This window comes from Nonomuraea sp. NPDC049158 (genome assembly GCF_040648335.1).
Taxonomy (GTDB): domain Bacteria; phylum Actinomycetota; class Actinomycetes; order Streptosporangiales; family Streptosporangiaceae; genus Nonomuraea.
The window spans coordinates 154,668-167,052 of the sequence record NZ_JBEZDM010000011.1 but is presented as its reverse complement, the minus strand read 5'-3'; the positions used below and the strand labels follow the sequence as shown (position 1 = coordinate 167,052).

General features: G+C 71.0%; 8 protein-coding genes. 2 read left to right on the top strand and 6 right to left on the bottom strand.

What is annotated here, in order from left to right; genetic code table 11:
* Positions 1-65 precede the first annotated feature (65 nt).
* The gene (locus tag AB0B61_RS24765; protein ID WP_358436005.1) at positions 66-1,259 is read left to right on the top strand and encodes an MFS transporter; all 1,194 of its coding nucleotides are present in this window, start codon (positions 66-68) and stop codon (positions 1,257-1,259) included.
* On the opposite strand, the gene AB0B61_RS24760 is transcribed toward AB0B61_RS24765, so the two are convergent.
* From AB0B61_RS24760 to AB0B61_RS24735, 6 genes are all read right to left on the bottom strand, one after another.
* Positions 1,201-1,914, bottom strand: coding sequence for an ABC transporter ATP-binding protein (locus AB0B61_RS24760; RefSeq protein ID WP_358436002.1), 714 nt, complete (start codon positions 1,912-1,914; stop codon positions 1,201-1,203). The two genes, AB0B61_RS24765 and AB0B61_RS24760, sit on opposite strands and share 59 nt — an antisense overlap.
* Positions 1,904-2,812 (bottom strand): ABC transporter ATP-binding protein, encoded by a 909-nt coding sequence (locus tag AB0B61_RS24755; protein ID WP_358435999.1) that lies wholly within the window; start codon positions 2,810-2,812, stop codon positions 1,904-1,906. The genes AB0B61_RS24760 and AB0B61_RS24755 overlap by 11 nt, the downstream gene beginning before the upstream one ends.
* Positions 2,809-5,409, bottom strand: coding sequence for an FtsX-like permease family protein (locus tag AB0B61_RS24750; RefSeq protein WP_358435996.1), 2,601 nt, complete (start codon positions 5,407-5,409; stop codon positions 2,809-2,811). The genes AB0B61_RS24755 and AB0B61_RS24750 overlap by 4 nt, the downstream gene beginning before the upstream one ends.
* Positions 5,406-8,453 (bottom strand): FtsX-like permease family protein, encoded by a 3,048-nt coding sequence (locus AB0B61_RS24745; RefSeq protein ID WP_358435993.1) that lies wholly within the window; start codon positions 8,451-8,453, stop codon positions 5,406-5,408. The genes AB0B61_RS24750 and AB0B61_RS24745 overlap by 4 nt, the downstream gene beginning before the upstream one ends.
* A 186-nt stretch (positions 8,454-8,639) precedes the next feature.
* On the bottom strand, positions 8,640-8,909 hold the full coding sequence (gene rpsT / locus AB0B61_RS24740) for a 30S ribosomal protein S20 (RefSeq protein WP_219527587.1): 270 nt from the start codon (positions 8,907-8,909) through the stop codon (positions 8,640-8,642).
* A 149-nt stretch (positions 8,910-9,058) separates the two neighbouring features.
* The gene (locus AB0B61_RS24735) at positions 9,059-10,048 is read right to left on the bottom strand and encodes a hypothetical protein (protein ID WP_358435991.1); all 990 of its coding nucleotides are present in this window, start codon (positions 10,046-10,048) and stop codon (positions 9,059-9,061) included.
* 55 nt (positions 10,049-10,103) lie between these two features.
* Here AB0B61_RS24735 and lepA point away from each other — a divergent pair, with 55 nt between their 5' ends.
* On the top strand, positions 10,104-11,933 hold the full coding sequence (lepA, locus tag AB0B61_RS24730) for a translation elongation factor 4 (RefSeq protein WP_358435988.1): 1,830 nt from the start codon (positions 10,104-10,106) through the stop codon (positions 11,931-11,933).
* Positions 11,934-12,385 lie beyond the last annotated feature (452 nt).

Sequence of the window (12,385 nt, the reverse complement as noted above, 5' to 3'; positions counted from 1 at the left end):
CCTAATCCTAAGCCAGCAAGTATTTAGTTGACGAAACATTAGCCAGCGAATTAATCTCCCGTCCCATGAGACTTCTGCTCGGGCGAGCCATCTCCGCCTTGGCCACCGCCTTGATCCCCACCACCCTCACCCTGGCCGTCCTCCGCACCACAGGCTCGGCCGAGGCCCTCGGCGTCGTACTGGCCTGCGAATTGATCCCCCTCCTGTTGCTCCTCCCGGTCGGCGGGGTGCTGGCCGACCGGTTCCGGCCCGAGCGGGTGGCGCTGGTGGCCGACCTGGTCCGCGGCCTCTCCCAGGCCGCCATCGGGATCGAGCTGCTGATGGGCGTCGGCCGCGTGCTCGACCTGGCCGTGTTGTCCGCGGTGGCGGGGGTGGCGATCGCGTTCGGCATGCCGGCCGTACCGAGGCTGGTCGCGGCCGTGGTGCCGGGCCCGGAGCGGCTGCGCGTGAACTCGCGCATCGGCGTGGCCACCAGCACGTCCAGCGTGCTCGCGCCAGCCCTGTCGGGCGGCGTGGTGCTGGTGGCGGGTCCGGGGTGGGCGGCGCTGCTGACCGCCGCGCTGTTCGCCTGCTCGGCGCTGACCCTCGGCGGAGTCCGTACGGCCAAGCAGGCCGAGACAGCCCGGAACACCTTCGCCAAGGACCTGGCCGAGGGGTGGCGCGAGGTCAGGACGCGGCCGTGGTTCCTCAAGTCGGTGCTCGGCCACGGCGTATGGCATTTCATGGCCGGGTTGTTCCTCACCCTCGGCCCGCTGACCGCGGTCAAGCACCTCGGCGGCGAGGCCAGCTGGGTGCTCATCGTGCAGTGCGGCACGGTCGGCCTGGTCGCGGGGGTGTTCCTGGTGCCGAGGCTGCCCGTCCGCCGGCCGCTGGTCGTCGTCCAGGTGGCCGCCGCGCTGTACCTGCTGCCGTTGGTGGCGCTGGCGGTGTCGGCGAACGTGGTGGTGATCGCGGCGGCGTACTTCGTGGCGATGTTCGGGCTCGGGCTGCTCAGCCCGTTGTGGGAGACCGTCGTCGCCGAGGAGATCCCCGAGGGCGCGCTGGGCCGGGTACGGGCCTTCGATCAGCTCATCTCGTTCGCGTCGCGGCCGTTCGGGCTGGCCGTGGCGGCGCCGCTCGCGGGCCTCGTGGGCATGACCGGGCTGCTGCTGACGGGAGCGGTCGCCGTGGCCGTGGCGAACCTGATCGCGATCTCGTCCGTCAAGCCTCCAGCGACCGGCTCCCCAGGGGAGCGGCCTCCCGCAAAACTCCGTCGCTGATCTCCAGCACCCGGTCGGCCAGCGTGATGAGGCTCGGGTCGTGGGTGGCGACGAGCGCGGTGACGCCCTCGCTGCGGACCAGGGCGCGCAGCAGCTCCATGATCTGCCGCCCGGTCTGCGAGTCGAGCTGCCCGGTGGGCTCGTCGGCGACCAGCAGCCGGGGCCGGTTGGCCAGCGACCTGGCGATCGCCACCCGCTGCCGCTGGCCGCCCGACAGCTCGTACGGCCGCTGGTTGACGTGCTGTTCCAGCCCGACGAGGGACAGCAGCACGCGCACGCGCGCCTCCCGCTCCGCGACCGGGGTGCGGGCCAGCCGCATCGGCACGCCGACGTTCTCGGCCGCCGACAGCACCGGGATCAGCCCGAACGACTGGAACACGAACCCCACCACGTCGCGGCGCAGCGCCAGCAGGTCGTCCTCGGACATCGAGGTCACCTCGGCCCCCGCCACGACGACGCGCCCGGCGTCGGGCCGGTCGAGCCCCCCGATCTGGTTCAGCAGGGTCGTCTTGCCGGACCCCGACCGGCCGCGGATGGCGATCAGCTCGCCGGGGTAGGCCGAGAACGACACCTCGCGCAGCGCCACGACCTCCTTCGGCCCGGTGCGATAGGTCTTGCGCACCCCCTCGACGACGACCAGGGGCTCACTGCTCATTGGAGGGCTCCTCTCGGGCCGGCCACACGCCGATGTGGTCGGATTCGAGCTCGAGGCGCACCCGGCGTTCCATGTCCAGGGCGTTCATGAAGTCGCGGGGCAACTGCAGCCGTCCCACGCGGTCGAGCACGGCGTACTCCTCGGCGACGCCCTCGCGGCGGAGCGTCTCGCTGCTGGTCCGCCCGTCGCGGATGCCGATCGTACGATCGACGCGCTCCGACACCAGCGGGTCGTGGGTCACGATGACCACGGTCACGCCCAGCTCGCCGTTGGCCTTGCGCAGCGCCCCGAACACCTCCTCCGAGGTCTCGCTGTCCAGCTCACCGGTGGGTTCGTCGGCCAGGACGAGCTGCGGGGAGTTGGCCAGGGCGACGGCGATGGCGACCCGCTGCTGCTCGCCGCCGGACATCTCGGGCACCTTGCGGTCCGCGCAGGAGGCGACGCCCATCAGGTCCAGCAGTTCGGCGGCGCGTCCCCGGCGGGCCTTACCGGCCAGCTTCATCGGCAGCTCGACGTTCTCACGCGCGGTGAGGTAGGGGAGCAGGTTGCGCGCGGTCTGCTGCCAGACGAACCCGACGATGTCGCGCCGGTAGCGCAGCCGGTCCTTCGCGGTCATCGACAGCAGGTCCATGCCCGCCACCCTGGCCACGCCCGCCGTGGGCACGTCCAGGCCGGACAGCACGTTCAGGAGCGTCGACTTGCCCGACCCGGAGGCGCCGACGACGGCGACCAGTTCGCCCTCCTGGATGAGCAGGTCGAGGCCCTGCAGGGCGACCACCTCGACGCCCTCGGTCTTGTAGATGCGCACCAGGTTGTCGCACACGATGTGCGTGTCCCCGCCGAACGCGGCCTTCTTCTCGGCGGCCTTGGCTTCCAGCTCGGACAACGTTGGACTCATGTGAGGTCACCCACTCGGAGTACGGCGCCGAGGCTGCGGCGGCGGCTGATGGCGGTGTGCGCGTAGGTGCCGAGCACGGCGACGGCGGCCAGCCCGGTCGCCAGGACGACCGGCATGACCGGATCGGCGGAGTAGTCGCCGACGGCCAGGTCACCGGCGTAGGCGGACAGGTCGATGCCGGGCCCGAGCGCCGCGGGCAGGCCGAGGCCGAGCGCGAGCCCGGCGAGTGAGGTGATGAGGATCAGCGGGAGGATCTCCAGCACGGTCAGGCCCCGCGCCTGCCGGTCCGACAGCCCCAGCGTGCGCAGGAACGACAGCGCCCTGGCCCGGTCGGCCGCGCCGATCACCAGCGTCACCAGCACGGCGATGAGCGCGTAAATCGCCAGGGCGACGGTGGTGATGAGCAGGATGTTCTGGACGGTGCCGGTCATCGGATCGTCCTCGATCGCGGCGAGGGCCTGTTCCTGCGAGGTCAGCTCGGCCTTGGGCTGTCCGGTGGCCGCCAGCAGCGCCGCGTGATCCGCCTCGCCCTTGATCAGCAGGGTGTTGACGCCGGGCCGCTTGTTCGTCGCGAAGGGCAGCACGATGAACTTGCCACGGGGGTAGAAGCCGGGCAGTGAGGCGATCTCGCCGGCCGTGGTGACCTTCATCCGCTCGTACCAGGCGATCTCGAACGTGCCGCGTCCGCGCAACTCCTGGGAGACCAGCACCGGGATCCCTGAGGCTCCCGAGGCGGTGAGGGGCACGTTGATCGGCGCGCCGTCCAGCAGCCGCCGCCATTGGGCCACGTCGACGGCGATGACCTCGGCCCGCTCGCCGCCGTAGCCGATCTGCGCGGTGGCGGTCTGCGCGGGTACGAGCAGCCGTACGCCGGGCACCTTGCGCACCCGCTCGATGGCGTCGGGCGGCAGCTCCACGGGTGAGGTCAGCTTGATCGGCGCGCCGACGCTCTGCCAGGACGCCAGGCGCTGCGTGGTGGACAGCCCGCCGGAGATCACCGCCCCGAACACCGACACGGCCAGCGCGGGCAGCAGGATCAGCACCGGCAGCACGCTGGCGGATCTGGCCCGGGCCGCCCTGGTCAGGCCCAGGAAGGGCACGGCGAGGCGGCCGCGCGCTGTCAGGCGTACGAGCAGCTTGAGGGGGAGGGGATAGCAGCGGATGGTGATCAGCGCGGCGGCGACCGTCAGCGCGACCGGTACGAGCAGCAGGAACGGGTCCTGGCCGCCGGTCGTCAGACCGCGGGTGCGCAGCAGGTACGCGCCGGCCAGCGCCAGAGCGACGACCAGCACCTCCAGGGTGATCCGCCGGGCCGACGGGCGGGTGGCGACCACGTCGTCGCGGCGCTCGTGCAGGGGCGTGCGGTGCGTCACGGCCGGCCGCGCGGCCGCGTAGCCGACGGCGGTGAGGGGCACGAGGGCGGGCCCCGCGTGGACGATCCACGGCACCGGCCCCGGCACCAGGAAGGCCAGCCCCCACCCGGCCAGCGCGGCGGGCACCACCGCGAGCGCCACGAGCGCCGCACCGGTACCCGCCACCTGCCGCAGCGATCCGCCACGCGCCCGCGCCAGCGCGAGCGGGTGATCGATCCGCTCGGCCAGCAGTTGCACGGCCAGCACGAGCACGCCCAGCGCCACGACCAGCAGGCCACCGAGCACCAGGAACATCACCGTCTGCGCGGTGCCCAGCGCGGTCCCGAACGTGTCCAGCAGCCCCGGCAGCTCCGTCTCCAGCCGGTACTGGCTGTCGGCGCCCGCCGGTTGCAGGGTGACCACGTGCCCGTAGTCCTCGATGGCGGCACGCAGGTCGGGCAGGTCGAGAGAGGCGGCCGCGGTGGGATCGACCGGCAGGACCCAGCTGTAGATCAGGTTGCGGTCGGCGCCGCTCAGGGCGGCCAGGCCGGCGGCCGGGATCAGCGCGGTCGTGCGCCGCTCCAGCTCCAGCTTGCCGGGCGGCTGGACCTGCGTGACGTGCAGGACGTCGGTGTCGTGGCTCCAGTAGCGGGCGCCGGGGTCCTTCGCCCTGAACACGCCCACGATCTTGACGGCGGCGTAGTCGCTCTCACCGAGGATCCGCACGTCGCCGATCTTCAGCGGCATCGTGGTGCGGGCCTCCTCCACGATGCCCACCTCGAACAGCGGGATCTCCGTCCCGCTCCAGCGCATGGTCGTCGGCTTGCCCGGCGCCCGGCCGTCGACCCACTCGACCCGCCGCTCGCTGTCCGACAGCCAGGCGAGGTTGATGTAGGTCTGCCCGCCCGACAGGTGGACCGGCGTGTCGTACGTCTTGGCACTCATCTGGCCGGAGGCCGAGACGAGCGGTCGCAACTGCGGCGGCACGAGCGAGCGGAGCCGGGCGTCCCTGGAGGCGAACTGGCCGGGCTCGTGCAGGTCGTCCGGCCCTCCGCGCGTCCTGGTCTGTACGGTCAGGTCGGCCTGCTGCGCGGGCGCGTCCTGGAGAGCCCGGTGAAGCGCTTCGTCGTACGAGCCCTGCAGCACCCGCGGCAGCCCCGCCACGAGCAGGCAGGCGCTCAACGTCAGCAGGGACAGCATGGCCATCGCGCCCAGATACACCTGGGCCAGGCGCAGGATCCTCACAAGTCCTCCTGACGCTGACCACGCAGGTTACGGGCCAGTGCGGCGACGATGCCGAGCAGCACCGCGGCCACCAGCGCCAGCATGGCCGCGGTCGCCGCCCACGGGATGTCGAGCAGCACGTCCGGCGTGACGGCCGCGGCCTGCCCGGTGAGCACGATGTGCGGCACGACCAGGACGCCCACGACAACCGCCAGCGCCGTGCCCGCCACCAGCGACAGCCCGATGACGAACGCCTGTTCGACCGCAAGCAGCCCGAACACCTGCCGGTGGCTCACCCCGAGCGCCCGCAGGATCGTGAACTCGGCCATCCGCTCCCGCGCCGCGACGGTGGCGTTCACCACGAAGCCGAGCGCCGCGAACGCCAGCGCCGCCGCGAAGCCCAGGATCAGCGCCCCCTGCAGCCCGCTGGCCAGTGGGTCGTCTCGCAGCCGCTCGGTGAGCTCGCGTTGGTCGACCGCGGTGGCGTCCCACTCCGGCCGCTTCTTCAGCGCCGCGAGCGCGGGCCCGGTGTCACCGCCCTCGGCGGCGAGCCACCATTCGGTGGCCGGTCTGGGGATCTCTCCCGCCGCCAGGCCGTACGCCTGCAGGGTGGCCCAGTCGGCCAGTACGGCGGGCTGGTCCGCGGCGGTCGTCGGCATCCGGTCGACCAGGCCCGCGACCTTGACCTCGACGATCCGCCGATCCAGGTTGACCCGGCCCACCTGGCCCGCCGAGAGCTTGAGCGAGGCGGCCAGATCGGTGGTGAGCACCACCGGCAGCGGGCCGGACAACTCGCCGAAGGCGACCGCGACCGGCTGTGATCCGCTCGCCTTGAGGGAGATCGGGCGATTCGCGCTCAGGCCGGTCACCGTGACCTGCGCGCTGCCGCTCTCGGGCGGACTGGCGACCAGGCCGCGGACCGACAGCGGGTAGGCGATCTTCCCGGTCCGCCCGGCGATCTCCGAGAGGTCGAGGTCGATCTGGTTGTCGCCCGGATGGAGCAGGCCCAGGGACAGCTCGCGCCAGACGCCGAGCGCGTCCGAGACCATGATCCGCAGCGCCACCGCGGCGTCGGCGCGGGCCCGCAACGTGAGCGTCGTGGGCCGGCCCGGCAGCTCCATCGGGGCGCCTCGCGGCCGGCCCGAGCCGAGCGCCCGCGCCATCTCCGCGATCGATCGCGCCGACAGGTCGGGCCGCAGATGGAAGAGCCGGTCGAGCTTGCCGGCGTCGAGTCCGAGCAGGACCGCGCCCTCGCCGCTGAGCTGGACCGGGCCGCGGAAGGCGGGCGAGGCCGTCGTGACGCCCGGCAGCGCGGCGAACGCGGTGCCGCGCCCGAACGTGCCCAGCTCGGGACCGTCCGGCGGCCCGGAGATCCGCAGGTCAGCCCCGGCCTGATGACGGGCCTGGTCCTGCTGGGAACCGCGCCAGGTGGCGGCCGTGGCCATGGACACGATGCCGATCGCGATGGCCATGGTCAGCAGCAGCGCGGGCCCCGCGTACTTGAGGGGCCGCCGGCTGACCTGCCAGACGCCGAGCGCCGGGGCGAGCGTGGGCCGCCTGGTGGTGATCCGCTCGGCCAGCTTCGAGACGCGGGGCACCAGGCGCAGGCCCAGCATGCCGCCGGTGAGCAGCGCCAGGGCCGGGCCCGAGACGATGAGCGGGTCGATGCCGAGGTCACCGGCGGCGGTCGCGGTGACGGGCGCGCCGTAGCGCCGCAGCTGCCAGATGGCCAGCCCCGCGACCACCAGCAGCGCCAGGTCCGCTCCGGCCCGCTCGATCAGCCCGCGCCCGCCGCCGCGGCCGCGCGCCGACTGCTCCTCCACGTAGGTACGCCGGGCGCCCGCGAAGGCCGGGAGCATGAGGAGTACGGCCGAGGCCAGGGCCACGCCGATCGAGACCGCGAAGGTGCCCAGGTCGGGCGAGGGCGTCAGCTGTACCCCGGATGCCCTGATCCAGGGCAGCGCGTTGACCAGGGTCAACAGCGGCGGGCCGAGGAAGGGCGCGATGATCGCGCACGGGACGGCCACCAGCAGCGCCTCGCCGCCCGCCAGCGCGGTCAGCCGCAGCGTGCCCGCGCCGCGCGAGCGCAGCAGCGCCACCTCCATGCGGCGGTGGTCGGCGAGCAGGCGGGCGGTGAGCATGAGCGCGTACGCGGCCAGCAGCAGCAACTGCAGGACCGGGATCAGCATGGTGGAGCGGGCGACCAGGGCGGCGGTGCCGAGCTGGGCGAGCATCTCCGGCAGGCGGCTGGTGGCGGTGCAGCTCGGGCAGCCGTTCGCGCGGAGCCGGTCGCGCAGCTCGGCCACCCGGCCGGCGAACGGCCGCAGCTGCTCCGGCGACAGCGCGCGCAGGTCGGGGACGGCGGTCCAGGTGGCGTTGACGTTCGTGGCGAAGCGGCTCAGGAACGTCTCGCGGGAGACCATCAGCGGGCCGTAGGTGGTGAACTCGCCGGTCTCGACGCCCCTGGTGAGCAGCTGCTCACCGGTCCAGCGGTCGCCGAACGGGTCGTTGAGCTGGAAGACGCCGGTGATGCGGACGGTGACCGCCTTGTGGTCGAGGCGGCCCTCGGTGGTGATCTCCTGACCCGCTTTGACACCGGTCGCCGAGGCCGCCGACAGGGAGATCGCGGCCTCGACCATCGTGGATTCGGTGGCGCTCGGCCAGGTGCCGGAGACCAGCTTGGCGTGGGTGTCGAGGCCGTCATAGCTGCCGAACCTGAGCAGTTCGGGCGTCTTACGGCTCTCCTGGCCCGGCCGGACGTAGGAGTCGGAGCGGAAGGCGGTCGTGATGGCGGCGGGCGCGCCCGCGTAGGCCCTGGCGAGCTCGGCGCGGATCGCCCGGTCGAGCGCCGGGAACGTCTCGCCGGTGACCGGCGCGGCGATGGTCGCGGCCACCTGGCCCAGCGGCGCGGTCTCCATCGTGCGGCGCACACCCACCTCGGCGATGGTGGAGGCGTACATGGTCAGCGCGACCAGAGTCGTGGTGGCCAGCAGGATCGACCCGAACGCGGCCAGCAACAGCAGCGGCTCGCTGAACGCCCGTTTGACGACCAACGGCCCCCGCATGTGCCCCCCTTGCCCCGTTTAGTGAACCTTTGGGCATTCCGCTGGGGGAGGGCAAGGTGATCTTCGCAACGGTGACAGACCTGATGCGGCGGTGTGATATCGAAATCGTGACACAAAAAACGCCGCACCCCTTGACGGCGGTGCGGCGCTCTGGCGCCCTGCTCTTTGGTCGAGCCGGGCTGGGCCTTACTTGGCTGCCAGGCTGGCGGCCTGCTTGGCGATCGCCGACTTGCGGTTGGCGGCCTGGTTCTTGTGGATGACGCCCTTGCTGACGGCCTTGTCGAGCTGACGGGCGGCGGCCCGCTGCAGCTCGGCGGCCTGCTGGGCGTCGCCCTGCTCGGCGGCCTCGCGGAACTTGCGCACGGCCGTCTTCAGCGAGGACTTGACCGCCTTGTTGCGCAGGCGAGCCTTCTCGTTCTGCTTGTTGCGCTTGATCTGGGACTTGATGTTCGCCACGAAGAAGCCTCGGTAAAGTCTGAGTGATGGATGGGGCGCGCGGGCTCGTGAGAGGGGCGCGCCACACGCAGTTGAACAGGTTACCAATAACCCAGAGGGCAGCTCAAATCAACACCCTGGGAATTGGAGTCTCAGACCAGTGTACGGCCTCAGGAGAGCCACTCGGTGGTGTATTCGCGCCAATCCTCCTCCGTCGCGGCGAAATCGACGTACAGGGCCAGGCCGAACCGCTCCCGCCTGCCATGCTCCGTCAGGGCCAGCTTGGCGCCCTGGGCGGCCATGGCGACGCTCTCGGCGGCGTCGCTCCACCCGACGCCGTGGTCGTGGTAGGCGGGGGCGCCCACGAGGACGAGCTTGGTGTCCGGGACCAGGTCGAGGGCGAGCGTGGCCTGCCGTACGACATAGCCCCCGTAAAGGGACTGCAGGGGGGTCAAGGAGTCGTACGTCATGATGGCCACCTGGTCGACGCGGGCGGCGGCCTCCTTGAAGTAGCCGCTCGACCAGTACTTGTCGTGGCCGAGGACCGCGCGGGCGGGCAGGCGGATGAGGGGGTACGGCTCGATCTGGGGTGTCGAGATCGACAGCAGCTTGGTGTACTGGCGGGTTCTGTCGAGGAGGTCGAGGAACTCGCGGTCGCCGTCACCGATCGGCTCGAAGTTGTAGTGGATGCCGTCGAAGCCGGTCTGCATGATGGCGGCGACTCCGGCCAGGACGTTCTCACGGGACTTGGCGTCGTCGAGGTCGAGGAAGCCGTCGACCTTCTGGCCGAGCCAGGCGGAGATGCGGACGCCGGGGAGGTACTGCCGCCCCCATTGAACGAAATTTCTGGCGTTGGGGTATTTATCGGTATTTAGCTGGCCGTCCTTGTCGAACGGGCCCGCGTGGACGTACAGATCCTTGATGCCCGTGGCGCGCAGGCGTACCGCCAGCCGCTCCACATCCTTCTCCGTACGGCGGCCGTCGACCCAGGCGTGGCCGAGCCAGAGAGCGTCGTTACCCGTGCTCTTCGCCCAGGCCGCCGGGGCACCGGTAAACTGAAGGCGGAGCGCGCCGGCGAGGAGGCCGAGCAGCGCGACGACGATGGCCAGGGCCAGCGCGACAAGGCGCAGGCCACGGCGAATGGCGGTTCGGGCAATCACCCGGGCATGTCACCATGAAAGACGCTTGACCTCAACCCTGTCGAAACGGACTTCGGTGCGCACTCAGCCTGGCCAGACCGACCCCGCGTTGATCCGCAACTTCTGCATCATCGCGCATATCGACCACGGCAAGTCGACCCTTGCCGATCGGATGCTGCAGATCACCGGCGTGGTCGACGACCGCTCCATGCGCGCCCAATACCTCGACAGGATGGACATCGAGCGGGAGCGCGGCATCACGATCAAGTCGCAGGCCGTGCGGCTGCCCTGGGACGGCCACGTCCTCAACATGATCGACACACCGGGCCACGTCGACTTCACCTACGAGGTGTCCCGGTCGCTGCAGGCGTGCGAGGGCGCGATCCTGCTGGTCGACGCCGCCCAGGGCATCGAGGCGCAGACGCTGGCCAACCTCTACCTGGCCATGAACAACGACCTGCACATCATTCCGGTGCTCAACAAGATCGACCTGCCCGCCGCGCAGCCGGAGAAGTTCGCCGAGGAGCTCGCGGGCCTGATCGGCTGCGACCCGTCCGACGTGCTCAAGGTCTCGGGGAAGACCGGCGTGGGCGTACGCGAGCTGCTCGACCACGTGGTGCAGACCGTCCCCGCGCCGGTGGGCGAGGCCGACGAGCCCGCCCGCGCGCTGATCTTCGACTCGGTCTACGACACCTACCGGGGCGTCGTCACCTATGTCCGGGTCTTCGACGGCCACCTGGGCAAGCGCGAGCGCATCCTGATGATGTCGACCCAGGCCGCCCACGAGACCCTGGAGATCGGCGTCATCTCGCCCGAGCCCAAGGTGTCGGAGCTGGGGCTGGGCGTCGGCGAGGTGGGCTACCTGATCACCGGCGTCAAGGACGTGCGCCAGTCGCGCGTCGGTGACACCGTCACCTCGGTCGCCAAGGGCGCCACCGAGATGCTGGCCGGCTACGACCACCCCAAGCCGATGGTGTTCTCCGGCCTCTACCCCATCGACGGCGACCAATATCCCGAGCTGCGCGAAGCCCTCGACAAGCTCCAGCTCAACGACGCCGCGCTGATCTACGAGCCGGAGACCTCGGCCGCGCTCGGCTTCGGCTTCCGCGTCGGCTTCCTCGGCCTGCTCCACATGGAGATCGTCCGCGAACGGCTGGAGCGCGAGTTCGGCCTGTCGCTGATCTCCACCGCGCCCAACGTCGTCTACCGGGTGGTCATGGAGGACGGCTCCGAGCTGACCGTCACCAACCCGTCGGAGTTCCCCACCGGCGGCAAGATCTCGCAGGTCTTCGAGCCGGTGACCAAGTCGACCATCCTGGCCCCCGCCGAGTTCATCGGCGTGATCATGGAGATCTGCCAGGGACGGCGCGGCCAGCTCCGCGGCATGGACTACCTGTCGGAAGACCGGGTCGAGATCCGCTACACGCTGCCGCTCGGCGAGATCATCTTCGACTTCTTCGACCAGCTCAAGTCGCGCACCCGAGGCTATGCCTCGCTCGACTACGAGCCCGACGGGGAGCAGGAGTCGGAGCTGGTCAAGGTCGACATCCTGCTCCAGGGCGAGGCCGTCGACGCCTTCAGCGCCATCGTGCACAAGGACAAGGCCTACGCCTATGGCGTCGACATGGCCAAGAAGCTGCGCGAGCTGATCCCCAGGCAGCAGTTCGAGGTGCCGATCCAGGCGGCCATCGGCGCCCGCGTCATCGCCCGCGAGAACATCCGCGCCATCCGCAAGGACGTCCTCGCCAAGTGCTACGGCGGCGACATCACGCGTAAGCGCAAGCTGCTGGAGAAGCAGAAGGAAGGCAAGAAGCGGATGAAGATGGTCGGGCGGGTCGAGGTGCCGCAGGAGGCGTTCGTCGCGGCGCTGTCGACCGACTCGAGCGCCGACAAGGCCAAGAAGTAGCCTTTCGGAAGCCCCGCACCCGTTCGTAGGTGCGGGGCTTTCCCATGTACGGCCTGAGCGCTCCACAACGGGCCTTCGCTTGGCTCCGGGCGTTCTTGCTCCCGCCCGTTACCCGATTCGGTGGTTGGCCGTCTGATGCCCGCCCGCCCACAAAGGCCCTCCGCTTCGCTCCGGACGTCTTCCCAGGCGGGCTGACGCCCGCCCCCTGAAGGGCCTCGCTGCGCTCGGACCGCCTTCCCAAGAACGCTTCGCCGGGTCGGCTGATTGGACTGACCTTGGCGGCAAGATCGCCGAGTAGGCGGTGAGGCTCCAGGAAAGCCCAGGCGCTCGCCAGGATGTGTTGGTAGATCATGGCTTGGGAGCCGGCGAGGCGCTGGTACGCGGCTGGCGAGGTCATCGGCGGTCTGTTCCGGCCAAATAGCCGGAGAGCCTTCCAACGGAGCACCCACGCG

Excerpts from the sequence above, each read along its gene's own strand:
- AB0B61_RS24755 (WP_358435999.1), bottom strand. The coding sequence starts at position 2,812 with ATGAGTCCAACGTTGTCCGAGCTGGAAGCCAAGGCCGCCGAGAAGAAG.
- AB0B61_RS24760 (WP_358436002.1), bottom strand. The coding sequence starts at position 1,914 with ATGAGCAGTGAGCCCCTGGTCGTCGTCGAGGGGGTGCGCAAGACCTAT.
- AB0B61_RS24765 (WP_358436005.1), top strand. The coding sequence starts at position 66 with ATGAGACTTCTGCTCGGGCGAGCCATCTCCGCCTTGGCCACCGCCTTG.
- AB0B61_RS24745 (WP_358435993.1), bottom strand. The coding sequence starts at position 8,453 with ATGCGGGGGCCGTTGGTCGTCAAACGGGCGTTCAGCGAGCCGCTGCTG.